Source organism: Streptomyces sp. NPDC048288, from assembly GCF_043201555.1.
Classification (GTDB): Bacteria; Actinomycetota; Actinomycetes; order Streptomycetales; family Streptomycetaceae; genus Streptomyces.
Map to the genome: position 1 here is coordinate 1 of NZ_JBICZD010000015.1, position 25686 is coordinate 25686.

The 25686-nt window shown below is 71.0% G+C and carries 27 protein-coding genes and 1 pseudogene; 13 read left to right on the forward strand and 15 right to left on the reverse strand.

The genetic code is table 11. The features are described 5' to 3' along the window. A partial coding sequence (locus ACGFZS_RS40655; protein ID WP_393799367.1) for a hypothetical protein occupies positions 1 to 739 on the reverse strand: 739 nt, incomplete at its 3' end. Between the two features lie 172 nt (positions 740 to 911). On the opposite strand from ACGFZS_RS40655, the gene ACGFZS_RS40660 reads away from it, so the two are divergent. Next, positions 912 to 1349: a glutaredoxin domain-containing protein gene (locus ACGFZS_RS40660; protein WP_393799368.1), complete on the forward strand. Its 438-nt coding sequence runs from the start codon at positions 912 to 914 to the stop codon at positions 1347 to 1349. A gap of 40 nt (positions 1350 to 1389) precedes the next feature. On the opposite strand, the gene ACGFZS_RS40665 is transcribed toward ACGFZS_RS40660, so the two are convergent. From ACGFZS_RS40665 to ACGFZS_RS40675, 3 genes are all read right to left on the reverse strand, one after another. Beyond that, a complete protein-coding gene (locus tag ACGFZS_RS40665) occupies positions 1390 to 2766 on the reverse strand; it encodes an MATE family efflux transporter (RefSeq protein ID WP_393799369.1) in 1377 nt (458 codons plus the stop codon). Between the two features lie 355 nt (positions 2767 to 3121). Further along, complete coding sequence (locus ACGFZS_RS40670) at positions 3122 to 4006, reverse strand: SDR family NAD(P)-dependent oxidoreductase (RefSeq protein ID WP_393799370.1); 885 nt, start codon at positions 4004 to 4006, stop codon at positions 3122 to 3124. A 36-nt stretch (positions 4007 to 4042) separates the two neighbouring features. Beyond that, the gene (locus tag ACGFZS_RS40675; RefSeq protein ID WP_393799371.1) at positions 4043 to 4399 is read right to left on the reverse strand and encodes a nuclear transport factor 2 family protein; all 357 of its coding nucleotides are present in this window, start codon (positions 4397 to 4399) and stop codon (positions 4043 to 4045) included. A 152-nt stretch (positions 4400 to 4551) separates the two neighbouring features. Here ACGFZS_RS40675 and ACGFZS_RS40680 point away from each other — a divergent pair, with 152 nt between their 5' ends. Then, positions 4552 to 5391: a MerR family transcriptional regulator gene (locus ACGFZS_RS40680; RefSeq protein WP_393799372.1), complete on the forward strand. Its 840-nt coding sequence runs from the start codon at positions 4552 to 4554 to the stop codon at positions 5389 to 5391. A gap of 96 nt (positions 5392 to 5487) precedes the next feature. Here the strand turns inward: ACGFZS_RS40680 and ACGFZS_RS40685 are convergent, their stop codons facing one another. From ACGFZS_RS40685 to ACGFZS_RS40695, 3 genes are all read right to left on the reverse strand, one after another. Then, the gene (locus ACGFZS_RS40685; protein WP_393799373.1) at positions 5488 to 5967 is read right to left on the reverse strand and encodes a hypothetical protein; all 480 of its coding nucleotides are present in this window, start codon (positions 5965 to 5967) and stop codon (positions 5488 to 5490) included. A 209-nt stretch (positions 5968 to 6176) separates the two neighbouring features. Further along, positions 6177 to 6839: an epimerase gene (locus ACGFZS_RS40690; RefSeq protein WP_393660651.1), complete on the reverse strand. Its 663-nt coding sequence runs from the start codon at positions 6837 to 6839 to the stop codon at positions 6177 to 6179. Between the two features lie 32 nt (positions 6840 to 6871). Then, the gene (locus ACGFZS_RS40695) at positions 6872 to 7426 is read right to left on the reverse strand and encodes a TetR family transcriptional regulator (RefSeq protein ID WP_393799374.1); all 555 of its coding nucleotides are present in this window, start codon (positions 7424 to 7426) and stop codon (positions 6872 to 6874) included. 126 nt (positions 7427 to 7552) lie between these two features. Between ACGFZS_RS40695 and ACGFZS_RS40700 the strand changes: the two genes are divergently transcribed. After that, positions 7553 to 8986, forward strand: coding sequence for an aldehyde dehydrogenase (locus ACGFZS_RS40700; protein WP_393799375.1), 1434 nt, complete (start codon positions 7553 to 7555; stop codon positions 8984 to 8986). Between the two features lie 330 nt (positions 8987 to 9316). On the opposite strand, the gene ACGFZS_RS40705 is transcribed toward ACGFZS_RS40700, so the two are convergent. Next, positions 9317 to 10099 carry a phosphotransferase gene (locus tag ACGFZS_RS40705; protein WP_393799376.1) on the reverse strand — a complete coding sequence of 261 codons (783 nt, stop codon included), beginning with the start codon at positions 10097 to 10099 and terminating at the stop codon, positions 9317 to 9319. 89 nt (positions 10100 to 10188) lie between these two features. Next, positions 10189 to 10485 (reverse strand): hypothetical protein, encoded by a 297-nt coding sequence (locus tag ACGFZS_RS40710; protein WP_393799377.1) that lies wholly within the window; start codon positions 10483 to 10485, stop codon positions 10189 to 10191. A gap of 186 nt (positions 10486 to 10671) precedes the next feature. Between ACGFZS_RS40710 and ACGFZS_RS40715 the strand changes: the two are divergent. Next, positions 10672 to 10818 (forward strand): annotated as a pseudogene (locus ACGFZS_RS40715) (DUF4188 domain-containing protein); the annotation flags it as partial. 81 nt (positions 10819 to 10899) lie between these two features. On the opposite strand, the gene ACGFZS_RS40720 reads toward ACGFZS_RS40715, so the two are convergent. Further along, complete coding sequence (locus ACGFZS_RS40720; RefSeq protein ID WP_393799378.1) at positions 10900 to 12018, reverse strand: XdhC family protein; 1119 nt, start codon at positions 12016 to 12018, stop codon at positions 10900 to 10902. A 264-nt stretch (positions 12019 to 12282) separates the two neighbouring features. Between ACGFZS_RS40720 and ACGFZS_RS40725 the strand changes: the two genes are divergently transcribed. From ACGFZS_RS40725 to ACGFZS_RS40755, 7 genes are read left to right on the forward strand one after another with little or no spacing between them, the layout of a single operon-like run. Beyond that, entirely contained in the window at positions 12283 to 13164 is an 882-nt protein-coding gene (locus ACGFZS_RS40725; RefSeq protein ID WP_393799379.1) for an FAD binding domain-containing protein, read from the forward strand. A 2-nt stretch (positions 13165 to 13166) separates the two neighbouring features. Further along, positions 13167 to 13691: a (2Fe-2S)-binding protein gene (locus ACGFZS_RS40730; RefSeq protein WP_393539367.1), complete on the forward strand. Its 525-nt coding sequence runs from the start codon at positions 13167 to 13169 to the stop codon at positions 13689 to 13691. Further along, positions 13688 to 16084: an aerobic carbon-monoxide dehydrogenase large subunit gene (locus ACGFZS_RS40735; protein ID WP_393539369.1), complete on the forward strand. Its 2397-nt coding sequence runs from the start codon at positions 13688 to 13690 to the stop codon at positions 16082 to 16084. The genes ACGFZS_RS40730 and ACGFZS_RS40735 overlap by 4 nt, the downstream gene beginning before the upstream one ends. Before the next feature lie 46 nt (positions 16085 to 16130). After that, positions 16131 to 17018 carry an XdhC family protein gene (locus tag ACGFZS_RS40740; protein ID WP_393799380.1) on the forward strand — a complete coding sequence of 296 codons (888 nt, stop codon included), beginning with the start codon at positions 16131 to 16133 and terminating at the stop codon, positions 17016 to 17018. 3 nt (positions 17019 to 17021) lie between these two features. Continuing rightward, complete coding sequence (locus ACGFZS_RS40745; RefSeq protein WP_393799381.1) at positions 17022 to 17915, forward strand: AAA family ATPase; 894 nt, start codon at positions 17022 to 17024, stop codon at positions 17913 to 17915. Positions 17916 to 17918: 3 nt separating this feature from the next. Further along, on the forward strand, positions 17919 to 18734 hold the full coding sequence (locus tag ACGFZS_RS40750) for an SRPBCC family protein (protein WP_393799382.1): 816 nt from the start codon (positions 17919 to 17921) through the stop codon (positions 18732 to 18734). A 15-nt stretch (positions 18735 to 18749) separates the two neighbouring features. Then, the gene (locus tag ACGFZS_RS40755) at positions 18750 to 20006 is read left to right on the forward strand and encodes a VWA domain-containing protein (RefSeq protein WP_393799383.1); all 1257 of its coding nucleotides are present in this window, start codon (positions 18750 to 18752) and stop codon (positions 20004 to 20006) included. A gap of 87 nt (positions 20007 to 20093) precedes the next feature. Here the strand turns inward: ACGFZS_RS40755 and ACGFZS_RS40760 are convergent, their stop codons facing one another. Together ACGFZS_RS40760 and ACGFZS_RS40765 are read right to left on the reverse strand one after the other, a co-directional pair. Then, entirely contained in the window at positions 20094 to 21056 is a 963-nt protein-coding gene (locus tag ACGFZS_RS40760) for a LysR family transcriptional regulator (protein WP_393799384.1), read from the reverse strand. Between the two features lie 114 nt (positions 21057 to 21170). Further along, a complete protein-coding gene (locus ACGFZS_RS40765) occupies positions 21171 to 21617 on the reverse strand; it encodes an anthrone oxygenase family protein (protein WP_393799385.1) in 447 nt (148 codons plus the stop codon). Positions 21618 to 21708: 91 nt separating this feature from the next. On the opposite strand from ACGFZS_RS40765, the gene ACGFZS_RS40770 reads away from it, so the two are divergent. Beyond that, complete coding sequence (locus ACGFZS_RS40770; RefSeq protein WP_393799386.1) at positions 21709 to 22287, forward strand: TetR/AcrR family transcriptional regulator; 579 nt, start codon at positions 21709 to 21711, stop codon at positions 22285 to 22287. 29 nt (positions 22288 to 22316) lie between these two features. Here the strand turns inward: ACGFZS_RS40770 and ACGFZS_RS40775 are convergent, their stop codons facing one another. The 3 genes from ACGFZS_RS40775 to ACGFZS_RS40785 all read right to left on the reverse strand — a co-directional run bounded on the left by ACGFZS_RS40775 (position 22317) and on the right by ACGFZS_RS40785 (position 24293). Beyond that, positions 22317 to 22697: a toxin Doc gene (locus tag ACGFZS_RS40775; protein ID WP_393660667.1), complete on the reverse strand. Its 381-nt coding sequence runs from the start codon at positions 22695 to 22697 to the stop codon at positions 22317 to 22319. After that, on the reverse strand, positions 22697 to 22936 hold the full coding sequence (locus tag ACGFZS_RS40780; RefSeq protein ID WP_393799387.1) for a hypothetical protein: 240 nt from the start codon (positions 22934 to 22936) through the stop codon (positions 22697 to 22699). The genes ACGFZS_RS40775 and ACGFZS_RS40780 overlap by 1 nt, the downstream gene beginning before the upstream one ends. Before the next feature lie 133 nt (positions 22937 to 23069). After that, positions 23070 to 24293: an FAD-dependent monooxygenase gene (locus tag ACGFZS_RS40785; RefSeq protein WP_393799388.1), complete on the reverse strand. Its 1224-nt coding sequence runs from the start codon at positions 24291 to 24293 to the stop codon at positions 23070 to 23072. Positions 24294 to 24519: 226 nt separating this feature from the next. On the opposite strand from ACGFZS_RS40785, the gene ACGFZS_RS40790 reads away from it, so the two are divergent. Beyond that, on the forward strand, positions 24520 to 25596 hold the full coding sequence (locus tag ACGFZS_RS40790) for a fatty acid desaturase family protein (protein ID WP_393799389.1): 1077 nt from the start codon (positions 24520 to 24522) through the stop codon (positions 25594 to 25596). Positions 25597 to 25686: the final 90 nt, after the last annotated feature.

Genomic DNA, 25686 nt, shown 5'->3' on the forward strand with positions numbered 1-25686 from the left:
GCGAAACACCCGCCGGTCCCCGCACTTGTGGGGGTATGTGGGCCCTTTTAGCGATCCATACATTAAAAACCCGGCCCCCCCCCCCCCCCCACGGCTTCAGGCCTTGCTCTGCGGCCCGCAGTACCTCACCCGGGGACAGCTCGTCAGCTCCCTCGATCATGATGAGACCCCAGTTCTTCCGGCGGGCCGCGCCGAGTGTCACCGCACGCTCGCGCAACAGGTACTTGACCGCCGAAGCCGCGTCGGCCACGGGAGGACTCACGTGGTAGGCGGCGAGTTTGCCGATGTACCAGTCCAGCCACTGCTCGCCCTCTCGTGCCACGGCCCGGGACAACGCGGACTCCGCATCGCCATCGAGAAAGACCATGACCGGCCGGAGCCGGGCGAGAACCTCGGTGAGGTCCGTCATGAAGGCGTCGATCGTCTCCTCGTCGTGCCCCATGGCCAAGAGCGTGGGTACGAAAGGCATCAGCGCGTCCGTGATCACCACGTGATCGCCGCTCGCCACCACCGCATCGACGAACTCCGCCGTCGCCGCGATCAGTGTCTCCAGGGCGACCGTGCCCGTTGCCTTGAATTCGTCGGCCACCGCGGAGAACTGAGCCCGGGTCAGGATCTCTTCCTCGCGGAAGTGGTCCACCCGCAGTCCGGTATCGGTCAGCCGTTGAGAGAGCCCAGCGCACAGCGTCGACTTGCCCACTCCGGGAGATGCTCCCCACACCGTGATCAGAACGGTCATGGGTGCTGAGCCTAGGGTTGCCGGCCACGACAGCCAACTGCGCGGCGCGGCCGGACCCCGACCGGAGGAGCCGGTCTCGGCCTGTCCATCGTCGACGCGGGCAGGCGTCCGCTGTCTTCCGTACCGGGGCTGGTTCGAGGAGCTGTTCGACCCGTCGGTAGCCTGCATCACCATGATGCGTGCTTGGACCTTGCCGATGCTGCTTGTGCTCAGCGGCGCAGTCGTCGCGGCTGGGCAGATCCTCAAGGGGAGCCCCGGCATGGCCGCAGCACTCCTGCTGGCGTTCCTGGCGCTCGCCGCCGCGACCTCACCCCTGATCTTCCCGAGGTCGATCGGTGCGCAGGAGGCACAGCGCCGCAGCGCGGTCGACGGCCGGCCGATCGTCTTCTGGCGGCCGGGCTGCGCGTACTGCATGCGACTGCGCATCCGGCTCGGCCGCAGCGCCCGCCAACTGCACTGGGTCAACATCTGGCGCGACCCCGCAGGAGCCGCAGCGGTGAGAGCGGTCAACGACGGCAACGAGACCGTGCCGACCGTCGTCGTGGCCGGCCGGCCCCACACCAACCCCGATCCCGGATGGGTGCGCGAACAGCTCTCCCCCTCCGCGTGATCAGGAACCGCGCCCTACGGAGAGGCACCCGCAGGCACCCTCAGCGTTCTGCCCCGGTTCCGGGTACGACGGCGGCAGTCGCGTTCGGCTCTGTCGACGGAACGGACGCACCACCGATCCGGGTGGTGCGGCGCAGGAAAGACCTCAACTTGGTGACGGCCTGGAGCAGGTTCGCACACGCCAGGGCGGTCCACAGACCGGGCAGCCCGGCCGCGTCGGCGACCGGGACGGAGAGCGCGGCCAGGATCCCGAACCAGACCGCGGTGGACACCAGACTCGGCCCGGTGCGTTTGAGCCCGACGAGGCCGAAGCCCGCCACCGCTTGCAGGGCGTCGGTGGCCACCACCGCCAGGATCAGCGGCAACAGCCGGATCACCTGGCTCTCCAGTGCCGGAGACTTGGTGAACAGGCCCAGCAACGGGCCTCGCAGCATGAACAGGACGGTCCCGAGTACGGTGACCGCGCACAGCGCCACCTGGACACCGGCCCACACGCTGCGCCGGATGCGCGCGGCGTCCCCGGCGTCGGCGTATTCGGCGATCAGCGGGACCGTGGCCTGGCCGACCGCGACCGCCGCGGTGAAGACGACGTTCACCAGCGACTCGGACACACTGTGCACGGCGGCGCTGTCGGTGCTGATCCGGGCGGCCGCGAAGGTCAGCATCCCGAGCACCGAGAACTTGACGAATACGGTCGCGCCGAGCGGAAGTCCTACCCGGGCCAGGCGCAGTATCCGGCGTGGATCCGGCCGACCGGGTCGTATCCGCCGGCCGGCCAGCACCGTGCGGTGGCGCAGCGCGTACTGGTTGAGGCCGGTACTGACCAGGCTGGAGGCGAGCATGGCCAGGCCCGCACCGGTCAGCCCGTAACCCGGCACCGGTCCGGGGCCTCCGACGAGCAGCACCGACAGGGTCACCGAAGCCGCGGTACCCACCAGACCGGACCGCATGACGAGGCCGGAGTGGCCGAGAGCGACCAGCACGGACGTCGCCGACTGGCCGACCGCGATCACCAGTACGCTGCACGCCAGCATCCATGGAAATGCGCCCAGCTGGGTGAGGACACCGGGCCGGACTCCCCACAGTCCACCGAGCAGCGGCACCGCGGCCACCGCAGCCGCACACACCCCGCCCACGGCGAACGACAGCCACATACCGCTGCGCACCAGCGGCAGCAGGTTCTCGGGTGCGTTTCGGTGCGGCGCGATGAACGGCATCACCCCGCGGAGCGCCCCCGCCACGGTGGCCGTCGCCGGGCTGAAGACCGCCATCGTCACGGCGAAGGCGGCCAGTGAGACGGTGGCGTGGCGGCCGAGAAGCGCGGTGTCGACAAGAGAGCCCGCCGAAGCCGCGAAGGTGGTCACGTAGAGCGGCGCGGCCGCCTTGGCTATGGCCACGAATGCGCTGCGCTCGCTCACATACACGGATCCTGCCACTCAACCTCGCCTCAGGGCGGACCAGTTGACGATGACGCAGTTCGAGGGCGGCGGTCTCCGTGCCGGTTGTGCTGGTGGGGAAGCGGGCGGGACCCGTGGCTCACGGTGCCTCGCACGTGGGCCTGTCCTTCAGGGCAGTCGGCCGGATGTGTGAAGCACGTCGAACACCAACTGGTCCGGCGCCGAGACCCGCGCACGATCGCCGTAGCCGAACCAGTCCGACTCCGCGATCGTCGATCTCACGCGCCAGGGTCTCGGCATCGGACTCACCCGGCTCCCGCCTCGATGTTCCCCATCCCGGACCCTGCCCAGCCACACCGGCGCACCACCAAAACCGTCAGGATCCAGCACGATCGCGATCACCTGACGAGAGCCCGAGGTCAGGGAAGTCCGCGGCACGGGAGGCGGTCTCCTGGGCGCGCAACTCGGCCAGGGCGCCGTGCAGTTGGTCGTGGACGGCGTCGTAGCCGCCGTTGCCCAGGACGATGCGGCGGGGCGGTGAGTCCTGCCGCATGGCGTCGACCACGGTCCTGACGCCTCGGTGGGGGTCGCCGGGCTGACGGCCGTCCTGAAGGACCATGGCCGCCCGCACCGTCTCCACGAACGCCCGGTAGGCCTCCACGGTCTCGGTCACCGGCTCCTCGACGAAGCCGGCATAGGCCCGGGTACGGAAGGCCCCAGGCTCCACGGCGAGGACCCGGATCCCAAACGGCTCCACCTCGGTGCGCAGCGCGTCCGTCATGCCCTCCACCGCGAACTTGGCCGCACTGTAGAAGCCGAAACCGGGCACGCTCGCGATCCCGGCGACCGAGGACATGTTCACGATCCATCCGCTGCGCCGCTCCCGCATGCCGGGAAGCACCGCGCGGACGAGGTCGACGACGGAGAAGAAGTTCAGCTCGAAGGAACGCCGTACGTCCGCCTCCGGGGAGCCCTCCACCGATCCGTACCAACCGCGGCCGGCGTTGTTGACCAGCACATCGATCCCGCCGAAGTGCGCCTCCGCGGCCCGGACCGTTTCCCGGACCTGCTGGGGGTCCGTGGTGTCCAGCTCCAGCAGCAGGATCCGCTCACGCGCCTCCGTGCCGCGCAGATCGGCCCATTCCTTCAGCTGCCCGGGCCGGCGGGCAGTCAGTACGACGTTGTCGCCCAGCTCCAGCGCGACGTCGGCGTAGGCCCTGCCGAAACCACCGGTACCGCCGGTGATGAACCATGTCTTCACGGAGTCTCTCCTTGGAGTGTGCGGGGCGGCAGTGCGTCAGGGGGCGATGACCAGGCTGCTGATCAGTGCGCCCTCAAGGGTGAAGCGGTACGTGAGGTCGACGCTGCCGCCGGGGAAGTCGCCCTCCAGGTGCTGGATGAGGGTGAACCGGTGGGAGCCGGTGCGCTCGGCGGCCACCGGGGTGGTGGTGTAGGTGAACTCGGAAGCGGCGTTGGCGATCCAGTCGGTGATCGAGGGGATGCCTGTGTGGGTGTGGCCGTCATCGGTCACGCTCGCCTGCGGGGTCAGGATCCCGGCCACCGTGGTGGTGTCCCGGGTGTCGAGCGCGGTCACGAACTGCTGGACGGCCGCGGGCAGGTCGGTGATGTCGATACGGACAGTGCTGTCGGTCATGGGGTGCCTTACATGGGTGACGGCGTGGCGCTGACGGCCGCTGTGGTGATCGCGCCCGTGGACGCCCCGCAGGTGGTTCATGTCGATCACGATGGGGGCTCCCCCAGGGAGAGGGTCAAGCACGTCGAGGCAGGCGGATGCACACTGGGGGCATGGCCTGCGGATTGACGATCGGCGAGTTCTCGCAGTTGACGCACCTGAGCGTGCGGACGCTGCGCCGGTACCACGAGTCCGGGCTGCTGGAGCCCGCCTCGGTGGACCCCGTCAACGGCTACCGCTGCTACACCGGCGACCAGATCCCCACCGCGCAGGTCATCCATCGGCTGCGTGAACTGGACGTACCGCTGGCCGACGTGGCCAAGATCCTTGCCACCGAGGACACCGTGGAGCGCGCGGAACTGGTCGGTGAACACCTTCGGCGGCTGGAGGCAGAGCTGGACCGCACCCGCGCCGCTGTGACCTCCCTGCGCAGCCTGCTGCGCGCCGACGGCGGCGGCCTGCGGGTCGAGCTCCGCCCGGTGGCGGCCAGAACGGTCGCCGGGGTCGAGGACGTCGTCGGCCACGAGGAGGTGCTCTCCTGGTTCGACGGGGCGATGGCCGAACTCGACGCCGCCGTCGCGGGTCTGCCGGCAGGGGGGCCGCCGGGCGGGTGCTACGCCAACGAGCTGTTCACCCGCGGCCGGGGAACGGCGCTGGTCTACCGGCCTGTGGCCGACCCGCCGACCCGAGGCCGGGTGCGACCGGTGGATCTCCCGGCCGGCGAGCTCGCCGTGGTCGTCCATCCCGGACCGCATGACGACATCGACGTCACCTACGGCCGGCTCGGCGCCTGGGTGGTCGACCACGCCCTGGCGGTCGACGGTCCGGTGCACGAGACGTATCTCGTCGGCCCGCGCGACGACCCGGATCCGACGGCCTGGCGTACCGAGATCGGCTGGCCGGTGTTCCGGCTCGCCCCCACACCTGGTCGACAGCAGGCCGACGACTCCTGACCCGCAGGGCGAACCCTTGCTTCCGCCGACGCCAGAACACACGGTTCAAGCGCTTCAACCCCATCTCGGCCAAGCCCCTCCACCCGCGCCCGCGGCTCAATGCCCCTGGCGCTCGGCGAGCCGCTTCAGGTTCAGCAACTGCCGACGGGCCATGATCAGATCGCCGACCGACAGGCCGACGGCCGTCCAGCGGCCGGTCCGCATGACGACTTTCAGCAGCAGACGCGTCCTGTCGTGCTCCTGGGGCACGAGGACGTAGGAGAGAAAGGCACCCATGACGGTGCCCGTCAGCTGCAGTCCGGGTTCGACCGACACGATCCGGCCCAGCCGGCGCCCGCCGACGGCGGTGAACCGCTCTCCCACCCGAGGCTCGGGAAGGCCGGCCAGTTCGCGAGGCGAGCGGCGGCCGAGGTTGTCGATCCAGTCGTACGCGTACGGCGCAAGCCTCACTTGTGCGACCCACGGCCACAGCGTTTCGGCAGGCACCTCCACACCCACGCCGCGCCACGCCTGCAGCGCGGGTGAGGTGACGAAGTCGTCGCACGGATAAGGGCGTGCGATCTCTGCGTCGCTCACACCCCAACGGTCACCGATCACGCATCCGCCCTCCGCCGACATCCCCGTCAGCCGGTACTCGAAGGTTGATACACGCGTCAGCGGACAGGACAACTGAACCGCACGTCGCTGACATCAACCCACCAGTTCAGGCCAGCCGGCTGCTCGGTGAGTGGCCGATGGCCGCGTTCATCGGGCGGCGCCGGACCTGACCGCTGCCAGGCCCGGTCTCAGGCGCCCAGGCGGTTGATGTCCGGGCTGAACAGAATGCGGCTCTCCACGGGGTGACGGGTGACGGCGAGCATGGCGCGGCCGAGGTGTTCGGTGGTCGTGGTGTGTTTCGGGGCGATGCGGTGCAGCAGGGGATACAGCCAGGCGGTGAGGGCGTAGGTGAGGCGGTAGACGGTGGTTCTGGAGACGGCGCCGTGCCGTGGCTGGATATAGCCGGGGCGGAACATGAACGCGCTCATCGGGAGGGCCAACAGGGCGTTCTCCGTGCGGCCCTTGACGCGAGCCCACATGGACCGGCCCTGTTCGGTGCTGTCCGTGCCCTCGCCGGAGACATAGGCGAAGGTCAGTCGGGGGTTGTGCGCCAGGAGCGTATGCGCGGCCGCGAGGGTGAAGTCGTAGGTGACGCGGGTGTACTCCGCCTCGCTGAGGCCGGCGGACGACACACCGAGGGGGTAGAAGCAGGCGTCCACGTCCGTGAGCCGGTCGCTGATGGCGGACAGGTCGGCGAAGTCCTGGTGGATGATCTCCTGCAGCTTGGGATGGGTGGTGCCGAGCGGGCGGCGGTTCACGACCAGGACGCGAGTGACCTCGCTGTCCAGCAGGCAGGCGCGCAGGACGCCGTGTCCGACCATGCCGGACGCGCCGAAGATGACGACGTTCATGAGGGGCTCCGTGCGGAGAGGCGAGGCTGGGATCAGGTGCGCAGGATCGCGGTGGCGACGGCGACGATCGTCGCCCGGCGCCGCTCACGGTCGACCTCGGACCCCATGACGGGCATCAGCGGGGTGTTGCTGAGGGAGAGCAGGATCATGAGGTCACGCAGTTCCCCGGCGGGCAGGCTGTCGGGGACGGCGCCGTCCTTCTGCGCCTGGGCGATGCTCTCGGCCTTCTCCCTCTGCGCGTCGTAGACGACCTGGGGGAGGGTGTGCTCGGGACGCTCCAGCTGCCGCCAGGCCGCGAGGCGCACCACGTCAGGATGCGCCTCGTAGTAGTCGTACAGTCGCCCGGCGTAGCCCGGCAGGTCCGCCGGCTCCATCGGGACCGCGTTGACGATCTCGGTGACGAGGCGGCTGTACACCGTGTCGAACAGCTCCGTCTTGCTGCCGAAGTAGCGGTACAGCAGGGCGTTGTTGACGCCCGCGGTCCGGGTGATGCGATCGACCCGGGCACCGGCGATGCCGTGCTGCGCGAACTCCTCGGTGGCGGCCTCCAGGATCTTGCGCCGGGTCTCGTCTGCGTTGCGTGCCATAGGCACAGCATAAGTAAGTAAGTGCCCACTTGCATAGTTGCCACGACAGTCGTACGGTCGAAAAGTAGGTAACCACTTACATTCCTTCCGGCCCCCTTACGCCGGATCAGCGCAACAGAAGGCATCATGATCAATTACGAGAAGCTGTACATCGGCGGCCACTGGGTCGCCCCGTCCCTCGACGAGCGGATCGAGGTCCGCTCCCCGCACGACCACTCACTGGTCGGCCGGGCGGCGCAGGCGGCTCCCGTCGATGTCGACGCGGCCGTCGCCTCGGCCCGGCAGGCGTTGGACCACAGCCCCTGGCCGACCCTTCCGCCCGAGCGACGCCGCGCGCTGGTGGCCCGGTTCAACGAGCTGCACGCCGCCCGCGCCCAGGAGATCGCCGCTCTGGTCACCTCGGAGAACGGGTCCCCGGCCTGGTTCACCCAGTCGCTGCAGACCTCGCTCACCGAACAGACGGCCGCCTATCTGAGGTCCTCGGAGAGTTTCGGCTGGGAGGAGGAGGTGACCGGCCCGTCGGGTGCCCGGTCCCTGGTCCGGCGTGAGCCGGTCGGCGTCGTGGCGGCGGTGGTCCCCTGGAACGCTCCCCACCAGTCCGCGCTGGTCAAGGTGGTCCCGGCGCTCCTCGCGGGCTGCACCGTGATCCTGAAGGTGGCCCCGGAGACGCCGCTGGACGGTCTGCTGCTGGGTGAGCTGTTCACCGAGGCCGGCTTCCCCGACGGGGTCGTCAGCATCCTCCCGGCAGGCCGGGAGACCAGTGAGTACCTGGTGTCCCACCCCGGCATCGACAAGATCGCCTTCACCGGCTCCACCCGTGCGGGACGCCGGATCGCCGCCATCGCCGGCGAGCAGCTGAAGCGGGTCAGTCTCGAACTCGGCGGCAAGTCGGCCTCCATCGTCCTGGACGACGCCGACCTCGACGCCGTCGCCGGGGCCGCCCCGCTGCTGGCGTTCGCCAACAACGGGCAGTCCTGCGTCGCCCACACCCGCCTGCTGGTCCCCCGGAGCCGCTACGAGGACTTCGTCGCCGCGGTCGCCGCTGCCGCCGAGCAGGTCACGGTCGGCGACCCGGCCGATCCCCGGCACATGGTCGGCCCGCTGGTCACCGCCGCCCAGAAGGAGCGGGTCGAGTCCTACATCCGGTCAGGACTGGACGACGGCGCCCGGCTCGTCGTAGGCGGCCTCGGTGCCCCCGAGGGCCTGCGGCAGGGAAACTACGTCAAGCCCACCGTCTTCGCCGACGTCGACAACTCGATGCGCATCGCCCGGGAGGAAATCTTCGGCCCGGTGCTCGTCGTCATCCCGTACGAGGACGAGGACGACGCCGTGCGAATCGCCAACGACTCTCCCTACGGCCTCGGCGGCGGCGTATGGACCCCGGACACCGAGCGCGGCCTCGCCGTGGCCCGTCGTGTCCGTACCGGAACCTTCCTCGTCAACGGCGCCCCCATCGGCTTCGACGCTCCCTTCGGCGGATACAAGGCCAGCGGCATCGGCCGGGAGTTCGGCACGGTCGGCCTCTCCCAGTACGTCGAGCACAAGTCGATCTCCGTGTAGCCCTTCCGCCCGACGACCACCCACTCCCCCGACCAGTCGTCACAACCGGCGGCGGACCGTGGCCACGGGCTTCGCCGACGTCAAGGACGCCTTCGCCGACGCGCAGAACAAGGACCCCGGCAACGCCCAGTTGTGCGTCCACCACCAGTGCCGCCCCGTGGTCGACCTGTGGACCACGTGTGCCTCACCCCTCTGGAGATCACCGTGTTCGTCTCACCGCACTACATTCGCTCGACTGCCGCCTCCAGCCGTAACCGCTCCCGAAACTACCGGCGTTCAGCGGTCAGTCTGCCCCCTTTGTACTACGCCTCGGCGTCCGGCCAGGTCGTGTCAATCGCGGCCGAGGAATTCCTCGCGCCGAGCCAGTGCCCACGCGCGCTCCTCCTCGACGTCAGGGATGAAGTTCTGTCGTAGAAATGCCGCCCAGGGATCCGCGCCGAGCGGGCCCAGGCGCGCTATCCGCTCGGTCTCGGCGCGTTGCAACCGTGCGAGCGCGTCCAGTACGTCGCCTGGATCCGTCCCGTAGGCGTGGCAGAGCAGCCGCAGCCGTCGAGCCAAGGGGGCGCCGCCCGCGCCGTAGCCGACCTTGTGCTGACGGTCCGGAAGCCGCAAGGGCACGCTGTACCAGGCGAGTTGCGCGAGGTCGTCCAAGGCCTCGCCGGGGATGGCCAGGTCCCAGTCGATGACGCCCACCAGGCGGTCGTCGGCCCAGACCGAGTTCCAGCTCGTCAGGTCACCGTGGCGCATGATCAGCCCGGGACGCCAGCGGGCGTCCGGGTCGCACCAGACGGCCTGCGAGGAGGGGCGGAAGTCGCGTACGGCCTCGTGATAGTCACGCAGCCACCGCCCGAGCGCGGTGACGCCCTCGTCCGCGAGGAGCGCCCGCGGCCACGGGTACAGCCCGACTTCGCCCCGCAGCAGCGACACCAACTCGTGGCCGTCCACGGGACCGTCACCCAGGGCGCGCGGCGCGCCGGTGAATCCCACCTGCTCAAGGTGGCGCAGCAGTTCTCGCACTGCGGGGGTCCACGCGCGCCAGGGCCTGTGAATGGTCTCGCCCTCACGACGCACCGTCGACAGGCCGCCGCGCATCGATTCACCGTCCGCGATCATGCTGGAATCCTAGTGAGCGGGGGGATTCTGGGGCCGGGCGCGGTACCGCCTCCGGAGAGGGATCCGGTCTGCTGTGGTCGGGGCGGCGGTCAGGGTGTGTCGCCGGAGTAGTAGAGGCGGCACATCACACCCGGGCCCGGCGTGCGCGCCTCACCCGGGCGTGGGTCGTACAGGGCGCGGCCGCCGGGCCATCGTGACAGCTCTGTGGACAGGGCAACACCGTCGTCGACTTCCTCGGTCGGCCAGCCGTGGATGTCCAACAGCAGGCCGTCCAGCGGTCCGCCGACCAGTTCCGCATAGGTCCGGTGCGCAAGCGGGCCGGGGTGGGCGTCGTCGTGGTCCGCGCCGTACACACGGCCGTTCAGCAACTGCTCATCGCCGTTCATGCGGTCCAGACTCGCAGCCGCCACCGACAACGCGGGTTTGCCCACCGTCACCCTGGGCTTGCCCGCGCCGCCGTCGCGAGGCCTGCCCGGCAGACGCGTTCGTCGGCTTCGGGCTGGTGCTCGGCCGCTACAGCCCCGGTGTCATCCCTTGGAGCAAGGACGGCAGCCCGCTCTCCCCCTCACCGTCACCGGACGTTTCTCGTCCCGGCGGGCTCCTACCAATCGGTGTACGTCGACATGCCCGCGTACGGCCTCGCCGCCGCGACCGGTGTCGTACCGGTCGGCCGGCGCGGCGACACGGCGGCCCAGCGGCTGCGGGCGGCAGAGAGGTAGGCGTCCGGTCGAGGAGGGGCGCTGTCGTGCGGCACCGGCGCCGCGCAGTCCTGGACGCCATCTGCGGCGGGAGCGAGGGCGTCAGCGGTGAATGGGGAGGGGGGTCGTCTCGACGAGGCGGCGGCCGGTGCCGCCCCAGCGGAGGGCGATGATCTCGGCCATGATGGCGACAGCGGTCTCCTCGGGGGTGCGGGCGCCGAGGTCCAGGCCGATGGGGGAGGAAAGTCGGGCCAGTTCCGGCTCGTCGAGTCCCGCCTCGCGCAGTCGGCGCAGCCGGTCCTCGTGGGTGCGGCGGCTGCCCATGGCGCCGATGTAGCGGGCGGGGGTGCGCAGGGCGCGCTGGAGGAGGGGGATGTCGAACTTGGGGTCGTGGGTGAGGACGCAGATGACCGTGTTCTCGTCCACCACGGTCTCGTCGAGGTAGCGGTGCGGCCAGGAGACGACCAGTTCGTCGGCGTCGGGGAAGCGCCGGCGGGTGGCGAAGACGGGGCGGGCGTCGCACACGGTGACGTGATAGCCGAGGAACTTGCCGATGCGGGCGACCGAGGAGGCGAAGTCGATGGCGCCGAACACCATCATCCGCGGCGGCGGGGCGAAGGACTGCACGAACACGGGGAGATCGTCACGCCGCTCCTCCCCCGCTCTTCCGACGTGTACGACGTCGGTGCCGCCCCGCGCGAGCAGACCCCGGGTCCGCTCGGCCACGGCGCTGTCGAGGCGGGAGCCGCCGAGCGTGCCGAGGACGGAGGCTGGGGTGACGACCAGCTCCCCGGTCAGCTCCCCGGTCGCCCCTCCGGCGGCGCCTTCCCCCGGCAAGGGCATCGCCACCGCCACGGGACGGCCCGCCGCGATGTCCTCCAGGACGGCCGGCAGCTCCGGAAACCGCCCCGCGCCCGCCGGGCGGACCAGGATCTCGATGATCCCGCCGCAGGTCAGTCCCACCGCCAGCGCGTCGTCGTCGCTGACGCCGTAGGTGGCGAGGGCCGGCTCGCCCGTCCGCAGCACCTCGCGGGCCAGTTCGTACACCGCCCCCTCCACACAGCCACCCGAGACGCTGCCGATCACCTCGCCGTCCTCCGCGACCGCGAGTGACGCGCCGGGTCTGCGGGGCGCCGAGTTCCAGGTCCGTACGACGGTCGCCACGGCGAACCGCAGGCCCGCCGCGCTCCAGGCGGCCAGGCCCTCCGCGATGTCCCGCATCCGTATGCCTCCTTCGCCCGCGTCCAACACGGCGTGCCGTGCCGCCGGGGCGTCGGGCCCGGCGTCCGGAGCATGCGAAGGCGGTCCGGCCCATGTCAACGGCTCCTTAAGGCTTCGCTTAGGTCGGCGGAGGGATCGGACGCGAGTGAGTTAAGCGATCGGTTAAGCAGCCGTTGACACCCCTCGCGGCCGAGGGCCCAATGAGGGCGGACACGGCGCCCGAGGCGTCCGGCCGCGCGCCGGGCGGGACAGGGGGAGTTCGGTATGCAGGTTCCCGCTCCGTTCGAGTACCAGCGGGTGAGCACGGTGGACGAGGCGGTCACGCTCCTGGACCGGCTGGGCGACACGGCGCGGCTGGTGGCCGGCGGGCACAGCCTCATCCCGATGATGAAGCTCCGGCTGGCCAACTTCGAGTACCTGATCGACATCAACGAGCTGCACGACGAGCTGGGTTACATCCGCGTCGAGCCGGGAGAGATCCGCATCGGCGCGATGACCCGCCACCGCGAGCTGCTGGAGTCCGACGAACTGGCCGCCGCGTTCCCGATCTTCCGGGACGCGGAACGTGTGATCGCCGACCCCGTCGTCCGCAACCGGGGCACGCTCGGCGGCTCCCTGTGCCAGGCGGACCCCTCGGAGGACCTCTCGGCGGTGTGTACGACGCTCGACGCGTCCTGCGTGATCCGCGGGGTGGACGGCGAGCGGGTGGTGTCGATGGAGGCCTTCCACCAGGGGCCGTACGAGACGGCCGTCGGCGACGCCGAGATCCTCACCGAGGTCCGCTTCCCGGTCCGGCCGCGCGGGTCGAGCGCCTACGAGAAGGTCGAACGGCGGGCCGGCGACTGGGCCGTGGTCTCGGCGGGCGCGGCGCTCTGGCTGGACGGGGCGGGACTGATCACGGACGCCCGGGTCGGGCTCTCGGCCGTCGGGCCGAACACCGCCGGGATTCCGGGGATCGCGGACGCCCTGCGCGGACGGCCGCCCGCCGAGGAACTGTGGGCGCGGGCCGGCGACATCGCCACCGAGGCCTGCGCCCCGGTCACCGACCGGCGCGGCAGCGCCGAGTACAAGCGGCATCTCGCGCGCGAACTGACCGTACGCGTACTGCGCCGGGCCGTGGCCCGGATCAACGGACAGGAGGTGTGATCGTGCAGGTCACCATGACCGTCAACGGCGAAGAGGTCACCCGGGAGATCGAGGGGCGGCTGCTGCTGGTGCACTTCCTGCGCGACCACCTGCGGCTGACCGGCACCCATTGGGGCTGCGACACCAGCAACTGCGGTACGTGCGTGGTGTGGTTGGACGGCGAACCGGTCAAGTCCTGTACGGTGCTGGCCGCGATGGCGGGCGGCCACGACGTGCGTACCGTCGAGGATCTGGAGCAGAACGGCCAATTGGACCCGGTCCAGCGCGGGTTCATCGAGTGCCACGGGCTGCAGTGCGGGTTCTGCACCCCGGGCATGATGATGACCGCGCGCGCCCTGCTCGACGCCAACCCGGACCCCTCGGACCAGGAGATTCGCGAAGCGATCTCGGGGCAGATCTGCCGCTGCACGGGCTACGCGACCATCGTCCGCTCGATCCGCTGGGCCGCGGCGGAGGAGGCCGGGACCCGCACGACGGCCCCGGACACCGAGCACACCGTCGCGACCGCCCCGGGGAGCGCGTCATGAGCACCGTCGCGTCGAACGGCCACCGCACCGCGTTCGTGGACAACGACCAGAAGCCCACCGGGCACGGCCGGATGCTCCGCAAGGAGGACCCGCGCTTCGTCCGTGGCAAGGGCCGTTACGTCGACGACCTCCAGCTGCCCGGCATGCTGCACCTCGCCGTCCTGCGCTCCCCGCTGGCGCACGCCCGCATCGTGTCCGTGGACACCACCCTGGCCGAGGCCCATCCGAAGGTCCGGCTCGTGGTGACCGGTGCCATGCTCGCCGAGAAGGGCCTGGCCTGGATGCCGACCCTCTCCAACGACGTGCAGGCGGTGCTCGCCACCGACAAGGTCCGCTTCCAGGGCCAGGAGGTCGCCTTCGTCGTCGCGGAGGACCGCTACGCGGCGCGCGACGCACTGGAGTTGATCGACGTCGAGTACGAGGCGCTCGACCCGGTGATCGACGTCCGCACCGCCCTCTCCCCCGACGCGCCCGTCATCCGCGACGACCTGGAGGGCAAGAGCGACAACCACGTCTTCGACTGGGAGACCGGCGACGAGGCCGGGACCGACGCGGTGTTCGCCCGCGCGGACGTGGTGGTCACCGAGGACATCGTCTATCCGCGTGTCCACCCGGCGCCGATGGAGACGTGCGGCGCGGTCGCCGACTACGACGCGGTGGACGGCAAGCTCACCCTGTGGTCCACCACGCAGGCCCCGCATGCCCACCGCACGCTGTACGCGATCGTGGCGGGGCTGCCCGAGCACAAGATCCGGGTCGTCTCACCGGACATCGGCGGCGGCTTCGGCAACAAGGTGCCGATCTACCCGGGTTATGTGTGCGCGATCGTCGGCTCGCTGCTCACCGGAAAGCCGGTGAAGTGGATGGAGGACCGCGCGGAGAACCTGATCAGCACGGGCTTCGCCCGCGACTACGTGATGCGCGGCGAGATCGCGGCGACCCGGGACGGGCGGATCCTCGCCGTCCGCACCAACGTGCTGGCCGACCACGGCGCGTTCAACGGCACGGCGGCACCGGTGAAGTACCCGGCGGGCTTCTTCGGTGTCTTCACGGGCAGTTACGACCTGGAGGCCGCGTACTGCAAGATGACGGCCGTCTACACCAACAAGGCGCCGGGCGGGGTGGCGTACGCCTGCTCGTTCCGCATCACCGAGGCGGTGTACCTGATCGAACGGATCGTCGACTGCCTGGCGTTCGAGCTGGGGATGGACCCGGTCGAGCTGCGCATGAAGAACTTCATCCGGCCCGAACAGTTCCCGTACCGCACGAGAACGGGCTGGGTGTACGACTCCGGGAACTACGCCCCGACCATGGAACTCGCCAAGGAGCTGGCGGGCTACGACGCGTTGCGCGCCGAGCAGGCCGAGAAGCGGGCCCGGGGTGAACTCATGGGCATCGGCGTGTCGTTCTTCACGGAGGCGGTCGGCGCGGGGCCCCGCAAGGACATGGACATCCTCGGCCTGGGCATGGCCGACGGCTGCGAACTGCGGGTCCATCCCACCGGCAAGGCGGTCGTGCGGCTGTCGGTGCAGTCGCAGGGGCAGGGGCACGAGACGACGTTCGCGCAGATCGTCGCCGAGGAACTGGGCATCCCGCCGCAGGACATCGAGGTCGTGCACGGTGACACCGACCAGACGCCGTTCGGTCTCGGTACCTACGGCAGCCGGTCCACGCCCGTCTCGGGCGCGGCGGCGGCGCTGGTCGCGCGCAAGGTGCGGGACAAGGCCAGGCTGATCGCGTCCGGGATGCTGGAGGTGTCGGTCGCGGACCTGGAGTGGGAGAAGGGCTCCTTCCGGGTGGCGGGCGACCCGAACGCGTCGGTGACCATCCAGGCCATCGCGATGCGCGCGCACGGCGCAGGCGATCTGCCCGAGGGCGTCGAGGGCGGCCTGGAGGCGCAGATCTGCTACAACCCGGAGAACCTGACCTATCCGCACGGCGCGTACATCTGCGTGGTCGACATCGACCCGGGCACGGCGAAGGTGACGGTACGGCGGTTCGTCGCGGTCGACGACTGCGGCACCCGTATCAACCCGATGATCATCGAGGGGCAGGTGCACGGCGGGCTCACCGACGGTGTCGGCATGGCGCTGATGGAGATGATCGCCTTCGACGAGGACGGCAACTGTCTGAGCGGTTCGCTGATGGACTACCTCATCCCGACCGCCCTCGAAGTCCCCGACTGGGAGACCGGGTTCACGGTCACGCCCTCGCCGCACCATCCGATCGGCGCCAAGGGCGTCGGCGAGTCGGCGACGGTCGGATCGCCGCCGGCGATCGTCAACGCGGTGGTGGACGCGCTGGCGCCGTTCGGGATCCGGCACGCGGACATGCCGCTGACGCCCTCCCGGGTGTGGGAGGCGATGCGGGGCCGTCCGGTACCGCCGATCTGAGCGACGGGCCGGGACACAGGCGAAGGCGGCGGTGGAGGTGACAGGAATGGCCGGCACGGTGAGCGCACGGGCCCGCGAACTGGCCGAGCGGCGCGTGCCGTTCGTCCATGCCCGCGTCGTGCGCGCCCAGGCTCCCGCGTCCGCGCACCCGGGCGACGAGGCGATCGTGTTCGGCGACGGCACGATCGACGGGTTCGTCGGCGGGGTGTGCGCCGAGGGCTCGGTGCGTACGGCGGCCCTCGGTGCCCTGCACGGCGGCGGCCCGCTGCTGCTGCGGGTGCTGCCGCAGGGGGCGGCCGTGTTCCCGGACGCGCCGGGGGCGCAGGTGGTGGTCAATCCCTGCCTGTCCGGAGGGGCGTTGGAGATCTACCTGGAGCCCGTACTGCCACCGCCGCTGATCGAGGTCGTCGGACACACCCCGATCGCCGAGGCGTTCGTCGCCCTCGCGGACATCCTCGGCTACACCACGGCCCGTTCGCTGCCCGACGGTCCGCCGGCCGAGCAAGCGGACGCGGTGATCCTGGCCGGGCAGGGCCGCGGTGACGCCGAGGCGCTGCGTGCCGCGCTCGACGCGGGAGTGCCGCACATCGCGCTGGTCGCCAGCCGCCGCCGGGGCTCCGCCCTGTTCGACGAACTCGGCCTCACCGAGCAGGAGCGGGCCCGGATCCACTCCCCGGCCGGGCTGGACATCGGCGCCCGTACGGCACCTGAGGTCGCGCTGTCGATCCTGGCGGAGGTCGTCGGGTCCGTACTCCCGACCCACCGCCTCGGCCGGCCGGTAGCCGACGGCCGCCCGGCGGAGGCGGTGGACCCGGTGTGCGGGATGACCGTGACCGTGGGCGCCGACACTCCTCATCTGGCCGCCGGGGACGAGGAGTTCTGGTTCTGCGGGACCGGCTGCCGGGACCGCTGGGCGGCAAGGACGGTGGGCTAGCGGGTGAGCGAGTTGTTCTCCGACGCCAAGGACGTACGACGGCGCCTCGCCGAGGTCGGCCACCTGGTCGACGAGGGCACCGCGACCGCTCTCCACCTGGCCACGGTCCTCGACCGGCCGCTGCTCCTGGAGGGTGAGCCGGGTGTGGGCAAGACCAGCGCGGCCAAGGCGCTCGCCGAGGCACTGGACACCCCGCTGATCCGGCTGCAGTGCTACGAGGGCCTGACCGCGGGCGAGGCGCTGTACGAGTGGAACTACCAGCGTCAGCTGCTCGCCGTACGGCTCACCGAGGCGCACGGGACGCACCTCGCCGACGCGGACCTGTTCACCGAGGAGTTCCTGCTCGACCGGCCCCTGCTGCGGGCCGTACGGCATCCGGGCCCGGTGCCTCCGGTGCTGCTCGTCGACGAGATCGACCGGGCCGACGACGAATTCGAGGCGCTGCTCTTCGAGTTCCTCGGCGAATGGGCGATCACCATCCCGGAGCTGGGCACGTTCGCCGCCGTCCGGCCGCCGGTCGTGGTGCTCACCTCCAACCGCAGCCGCGAGCTGCACGACGCGCTGCGCCGCCGCTGCCTCTACCACTGGATCGACTTCCCCACCCCCGAGCGTGCCGTGGAGATCCTGCGCCGCTCGGTGCCGGCCGCGAGCGAACCGCTGATCGCGTCCGCCGCCGAGTTCATCGGCCGGGTGCGCGCCCTGGATCTGGACAAGGCGCCCGGCATGGCGGAGGCCATCGACTGGGTCTCCGCCCTCGCCGCGCTGCGGGTGTCCCGGCTGGCCCGCCGGGACGTCGTCACCACCCTGAGCGCGGTCGCCAAGAGCCCCGACGACCGCACCACCATCACGGCGGCCCTCGAAGAACTCGGCCACCCCGAAGAGGCGAGGAGACCATAAGCCATGAGGATTGACAACGAGTTCGGCGTCGACGTACCCGTCGAGCGGGCGTGGGAGGCGCTCACCGATCTGGAGGCCCTCGCCCCGTGCATGCCGGGCGCCCAGCTCACCGGCGTGGACGGCGACGTCCACCGCGGCAAGGTCCGGGTCAAGGTGGGGCCGGTGATCAGCCAGTTCCAGGGCACGGCCCGGTTCGTGGAGAAGGACGAGGCCGCGCACACCGCCGTGATCAAGGCGGCGGGCAGGGACATGCGGGGGCAGGGCAACGCGTCGGCGACCGTCCACGCGCGGTTGCGCCCCGAGGGCACCCGCACGATCGTGTCGGTCAGCACGGATCTCAGCATCAGCGGAAAACTCGCCCAGTTCGGCAGCGGCATGATCAAGGAGATCTCGGAGAAGCTCTTCGCCCAGTTCGTCGCGAACGTGGAGGAACAGCTGCTGGCCCCGGCCGACCCGCCCACCCCGGCACCGGAGCCCGTACCTACGGCGAGCGTGCGAGCGGATGCGGCACAGGCCTCGGCAGTCGTACGACCCTCCCCCGCCCCCGAGACGGTGAGCGACCCGGAGCCGGAGCCGGTCTCGGACCCTTCGTCCGGCGCACCGCGCGAGGCGGCGTCCCCGTCGGCGTCGGCGTCCCCGTCGGCGTCGGCGTCGGCGTCGGCGTCGGCCGAGGCACGACCGGTGTCCGTGCCGGCCGGGGAGGAGAGCGAGCCGCTGGACCTGATGCGGCTGGCCGGCAAGTCGGTGTACAAGCGGCTGATCCCGTTGGCCGTGGCTGCTTGTGTCATCGGTGTGCTGGTCTATCTGCTGGTGCGCTGATCCGGAGCCGGTGTGATGACACGGACCGACCTGTTCCTGCCCGCCGTCGACCGGGCCGCGTTCGCCGTGGCGCTGGCGGACCGGCTACGGCTGCGGGGCGTGCCCGTGGGTCTGACCGCGACGCAGGACTTCGTGGCCGCGCTGGCCGCGTCGCCGCCGGTCACGCGCACGGCGCTGTACTGGGCGGCGCGCGTCACGCTCGTCCGCGACCAGCCGCACCTGGCCCGGTTCGACGAGGTCTTCGACACCGTCTTCGGCGAGGCCGTACTGGCGGTGGACCCGCACGCGCGCCGCGCCGGCCGCACCGGCTCGTCCCCGCGCGGGGACGGCACCCATGCGCCACCGCCCGGAGCACCGGGCGACCCGGTCGAGGGTGCCGGGCTGCCGTGGGTGACGCTGCCGCCGGTGGTCGCGGCCACCGCCCACGACGACGCGTACGCCCTGACCGTGCCGGAACGACTGCCGACCGATGTGGCCGGTGCCGTGGGCACACCGTTCGAGCAACTCGGTGAGCGGGAGGCCGAGTTGCTCGGGCGGTGGCTGGAGAGGGCGCTGACGCGGTGGCCGACACGGCGTTCCCGACGGCATGCGGTGCGGCCGGGCGGGCACCGGGTGGCGATCCGGGAGACGGTGGCGCGGGCCCGCCGCACCGGCTGGGAACCGGTGCGGCTGGTGCGCACGGGGCCTGTGGACCGCCCGCGCCGGGTCGTCGTGCTGTGCGACGTGAGCCGGTCGATGCAGGCACAGGCCGTGGCGTACCTCCACCTCATGCGGGCGCTCGCGCTGACGACGCGGGCCGAGGTGTTCGCCTTCGGGACATCGCTGACGCGGCTCACCACGGTGCTGGCGCACCGCTCGGCCGAGACCGCGTTCGAGGAGGCGGCGGAGCGGGTCGTCGACCGGTTCGGCGGGACCCGGATCGCGTCCTGCCTGGAGACTCTGCTGGCCTCGCACCACGGCGGCACGCTGCGTGGCGCGGTCGTCCTGATCGCCTCGGACGGCTGGGACGGCGACCCGCCCGAACGCCTGGCCGCGGCCATGGCCCGGCTGGGCCGCCGCGCGCACACGGTGGTCTGGCTCAACCCCCGTGCGGGCGCCCCGGGGTTCACCCCGCGCACGACGACGATGGCGGCGGCGCTCCCCCATGTCGACCTGCTCCTCCCGGCCGAAACGTTCGCGGCGCTGCTGCGGGTGCCGGGCGAGATCGCCCACCGCACCGGCCGCGGCGCCGGGCGGTCGGGCAGCACTCCGAAGGGGCGCGGGGCCGTATAGATGTGCGGTTGCCGCCGCGCGGGCGCGAGCAGCCACGACAGCGCTGCGGACGATCCACGACACAGCGCGGCACTTCGAGCGGAGCGCTCAGCTCCAGAGCGTCACATGGATGGCCGGCCGGAAGCGGCCCGGGGTGACGCCCGCACCGCGCAGCATGGCCTGGATGGCGCGGGGCGTGGTGACGAAGCGGCGCAGCTCGGCGGCGGCGGGCAGGGCTTCGCGGTCACCGAGGGCGAGGAGGTTCCAGGAGCCGCGGGCGGGCAGCTGCGGCCCGTTCAGCTCGTGGAGGCCGCCGTCGGCCAGGTCCTTCGCGACGGCGGACGCCACCGCGAGCGCGATGCCCTTGCCGTGCTTGGCCTCGTCGACGGCGGCGGCATGGCTCTGGAAGATGCGCTGGTTGTGCTCGGCCACCCCGATGCGGCGGACCACGGCGGGCACCAGACCCACCCGCCCCACCGCCGACGGACCGAGCAGCCACGTCTGGTCGCGCAGTTCGGCGATCCGAGCCGGTCCGGTCCTGGACGCGAGGGGATGGTCGGCGCCGACGACGGCGATGAGCTGGTAGTTCAGGAAGTGGGTGCACGTCATCGTGTCGTCGATGGTGGCGGGCCGGGGCCCGATGGCGACGTCGACGGTTCGCTCGGCGAGCAGGAGTCCGAAGCGCTGCGGGTCGTGGAGGCTCAGCTCGACGTCGAGGTCGTCGGCGCGGCCGGCGAACAGCTCGATGAGTCCGGGCGCGGCGTACTCGGCGAACAGGCTCGACGCGGCGACCCGCAGCAGCCGCCGCCCGGAACCGGCCTGCCGGACCTCCAGGACGGTCTGCTCCTGCAGTCCCAGCATCTCGGCGGCGCGGCTGGCGAGCCGCAGCCCACCGGGTGTGAAGGCGAGTCCGTTGGCGGTCCGGGTGAACAGCCTGTCACCGAGTTCCTTGCGCAGATGCGCGATGTGCATCGAGACCGCGGCTTCCGTCACGCTCAGGTCCGCCGCTGCGGCCTTCACAGAGCCGAGGCGGACGGTCACCGAGAACGCCCGCAGTTGTGCCGGGGTCAACAACCACCTCCCGCACCACGGATGCCCATTCACCTGTGACGTGTGTTTCAAGCTAGCGCACAGATCCATCGGGAACCGTGGAAACGACCAAACCCGCCACCGGGGTTCTCGGGTTCAGGCGAGGGCGGCGACCAGCAGGGTGAAGGCGGCGATGAGGACGGCGACGCGGACGTAGTGGTAGCGGCCCCACCGGTTCAGCTGCTCCTTCCAGTCGGCGGGACGGTTCTCGGGGGTCCAGGTCTTGTTCCGGTTGTTGATCGGGACGAGCAGCAGTATCGACATGACCACGCTGACGATCAGCAGTGCGGCGGCGACGACGACAAGTCCGGCGCCGTGGTGGTGCCGTCCGGCGATGGCCCAGATCGCGCTGAGGACGAGCGAGCCTACGTACCAGAACGGCATCAGGGCACCGAGCATCCGGCCGCCGTGGGCGTGGCCGAGCTGCCCGCTGTCCTCGGGAAGCGCGTCCAGGATCCGGTTCATGATGAAGGCGACGGAGAACTCCACCCCCACCAGCAGGCCGACGACGACGGTGGTGACGACCTCAAGTGCGTTGAGCATGACGATCCCTCCGTTGATCTAGCGTTGCTAGCAGATAAGGCAACACTAGACCTGCTGCCGCTCCGATGTCTAGCAGTGCTAGGATCGATGCATGTCGGTACAGGAACGCAAGGAGCGCGAACGGGCGGCCCGAGAGCGCCTCATCGTGGCGACGGCCCGCGAACTCGCCGAGCAGCAGGGCTGGGACGCGGTCACCACCCGCCGGCTCGCCGAGCGCATCGAGTACAGCCAACCCGTCCTCTACAGCCACTTCCGCGGCAAACGGGAGATCATCGGCGCCGTCGCCCTGGAGGGCGCCACCGAGATGGCCGCGTTCCTGCGGGCCGCGACCGCCGCCGAGGACGACCCGCGCGCCCGTGTCGCCGCCCTGGCCCGGGCCTACCTCGACTACGCCGCACGCAACCCGGCGGTCTACGACGCCTTGTTCCAACTCGACGGCGGCCTGCCGTACGCGCGGGAGGACACCCCGCAACCCCTCAAGGACGCCTTCGCCGCCCTCATGGAGAGCCTCGGCGAAGTCGCCGGGGACGGCGTAAACCCCGGGCTGTTCACCGAGGTGTTCTGGGCGTCCCTGCACGGCCTGGCGACCCTGACCCGCGCGGGCCGCCTGCTGCCCGAGTACGCCGAGCCGCGGGTGGAGCTACTGGTGGACCGGCTCGCCATGATCTGACACACCGCCCCGGTGGGCCGAGTTCTTCGCTACAGCTTCCAGTTGCGCAGCTGGTCGGCAACGTCCTGGACGCCGATACGAGTGTCGCGGACCTTGCGGACCAGATCCGACAGCGCGCCATAGGGGGGATCGATGCCCTCGCCGGCCTGCGCCATGTACTGGGCGGCGATGAACGCGGCATACAGGCTGTTGCGGTGCGGCAGCGGCTCCAGGCGCACGATCGTGTGCAGCAGCGCCGCGGCACGCCAGGCCGTGTCCGGGTCGGCGGCCGCGAGGGTGGGCAGCCGGGTCTTGTGGCGGGCGACGGCGGCGACCAGCGCCGAGTAGTCCGAGACGGACAGGTCGTCGTGACCGAGCGCGTTCTCCTGGACGTCCAGCAGCCAGGAGACGTCGATGTAGAGGGGCGGCATCAGGCGGCGGCAGCTCCGTCGCCGCGATCGGCGGGTGGCACCTCGTCGGGGAAGGCCTCGTCGAACTCGCCGCGCAGCCGCTCAGCCCATTCGGACGCGCCGGCGACGAACCGCTTGCGCTGCATCTCACGGACGCCGAGGTCGTGAAGGTACTGCTTGAGGCTCTTGCCCTCGGCCGCGGCAGCGGCCCGGACACCCTCGAGTTCCTCGTCGGTGAAGGACACGTTCAGGGATGGCATGCCCCTCATGGTACCTACTTGGTGCCAGCCGAGTGAAGCGGCCATGGGCAGGGGCGCAAACCCCGGCAAACCCCGGCCTCACTCCCGCACCGTCCGCACTGCCCGCACCGCCCGCACCGCCATCACCGCCGCGCTAATCCGTCGTCGGGTAGTCGTCGACGCTCACGGAGTCGTAGAAGCGAGCGCTCTTGGTGATGAGGCGAAGAAGGGCGCGGCTGGGGCGCGCGGGCAGAGCGGAGATCAGGCGCGCGCCCTGGGCCAGCCCCCACACGCCGCTGCGGGACGTGGGAATCAGTGTCCTCGCCGCACTCAGCGCGACCGTGCGGCTGCCTCGTACATGCGCTGCCATCGCCCGCTCGTACGCGGGAAAGGCCCGCTCGTGGTCGCCGCCCGCCCGTGCCAGCTCTCCGGCGAGGACGTACGCGCCCACGACGGCCAGGCTGGTGCTGCCGCCGACGGCCGGACCGGGGCAGTAGCCCGCGTCCCCGACGAGCGTGACCCGCCCGCGCGACCAGGTGTCCATGTGGAGCTGGGTGATCGAGTCGAAGTAGAACGCAGGAGTGCGGTCGAGCTCGTCCAGCCAGCCGTCCACGTGGGCGTGCATACCGGCGAACGCGGCGCGCAGCAGTTCCTTCTGCCGGAGCACGTCGCGGTGGTGGTAGTCGAGTTCGCGCTCGCTGCGGAACAGGAACAGCGCCCGCGCGTCGCCGAGATGCCGGGCACCGTACAGGCCGGCGGTGCGGCCGACGCCGACGTGGATGAGGAGTTCACGGTCGAGGCCGGGGGCGTTCGGCAGGGTCAATACCCCGAAGTAGGCCCCGATGAAGGCGTGATCGTGGCTCTCCTCACCGAAAACGAGGCGGCGCACGGTGGAGTGCAGTCCGTCCGCGCCGACGACGAGGTCGAAGCGGCGCAGCGCGGCGTTCTCGAACCGCACTTCACCGTCGGGTGAGATCGCGGTGATCGAGTCGCCGAAGACGTACTCGACGTCGTCGCGTGCGGCGTCGTAGTAGATCTCGCTCAGGTCGTCGCGCATGATCTCGACGTGCCGTTCGGAGGTCGCACCGAAGATCTTGGAAAGGTCCGCCCGCACGGGACCGCGCAGGCCCTCCCCGTAGACGGTCATCCGCTTCGTGCCGGTGGCCCGCTCCTCGACGCGCGCGAGCACGCCCATCTTCTCCGAGATGTTCATCGCGGGCCGGAACAGGTCGACCGCGTGCCCGCCGGTCCTGCGCAGACCCGGCGCACGCTCGACGACGGTGACGGAGAAGCCGTGCCTGGTGAGCCAGTAGGCCAGCACCGGACCGGCGACGCTGGCGCCCGAGACCAGAATCCGCATGGAACTCTTCTCTCTCATTCAGTGGTCATAGGCCCACTGTGTCCGCCGGTGGGCGCCGGTGGATTGGACGAATGTTCCCCCCAGTCGCGCCGGGCCTGTGCCTCGCTGCCTGCGAGCGTGCAGGGCCAGGTCAGGTGGTACGGGGGTGGGGACAACCCCATGGGGTGGTGGGGGCTCGGCCCCCGGGGAGGCCTGCAGCTGACCGGCTGGTCCCGGTGGGAGGGCCGTAACGAGACTCGGGTGCATGACGACTTCTTCCGACGCCTCGGTCGCGACCGCAGCGGCCGCCGTGCGTCCCAGCAGACTCCGCACCGACGTCGGCAGCGACTTCGCCGGGCTCTCCCGGCGCATCACCGAGGCAGGTCTGCTGCGGCAGCGGCACGGCTATTACGCGGTGCGGCTCACTGTGGTGATCGGACTCCTGGCGGCGGGCTGGGCGGCGTTCGCCGTGCTGGGTGACAGCTGGTGGCAGCTGGCGGTCGCCGCCTTCATGGCCCTGGTCTTCGGCCAAGTGGCGCTGGTGGCCCACGACCTGGCGCACCGGCAGGTGTTCCGGCACCGCCGCACGAGCGCGATCTGGGGCCGGCTCTTCGGCAACCTGGGCATCGGCATGAGCTACGGCTGGTGGATGAACAAGCACACCCGCCACCACGCCAACCCCAACCACGAGGAACTCGACCCCGACGTCGCCCCGGACATCCTGGTGTGGTCCACGGAGCAGGCCCGCAACAGCAGTGGGCTGGCCCGCCTCATAGGCGGCCACCAGGCGTTCCTGTTCTTCCCGCTGCTGACGCTGGAGGGCTTCAACCTGCACGTGTCGGGCATACGGGCGCTGTTCTCGCCTTCCTTGAAGAGCCGCCGGCTGGAAGGCGGCCTGCTCTTCCTGCACATGGCGCTCTACCTGTCCGCACTGTTCCTGGTGCTCTCCCCCGGCAAGGCGGTGGCGTTCCTCGCCGTCAACCAGTGCCTCTTCGGGGTGTATTTGGGGTGCGCCTTCGCCCCCAACCACAAGGGCATGCCCACCTTCACCGGCGACGACCGGCCCGACTTCCTGCGCCGCCAGGTACTCACCTCGCGCAATGTGCGGGGCGGCCCGCTCACCGACCTGATGCTGGGCGGGCTCAACTACCAGATCGAGCACCATCTGTTCCCCAGCATGCCGTCTCCGCATCTGCGGCGGGCCCAGGTCGTCGTACGCGCGTACTGCGAGGAGATCGGCGTGCCCTACCACGAGACCGGGCTGATCCAGTCGTACCGCGAGGCACTCACGCACCTGCACCGGACCGGGGAGCCCATCAGGCGGCAGCGAAAGGCGTCATGACCGCGGGGCGGCTCGTGTGCCGTTGACGTGCGAGAAGTACGACGGGTAATGGGTTCGCGCCCGGGCGGGCCCGCCCCCTACTCTGCGCGC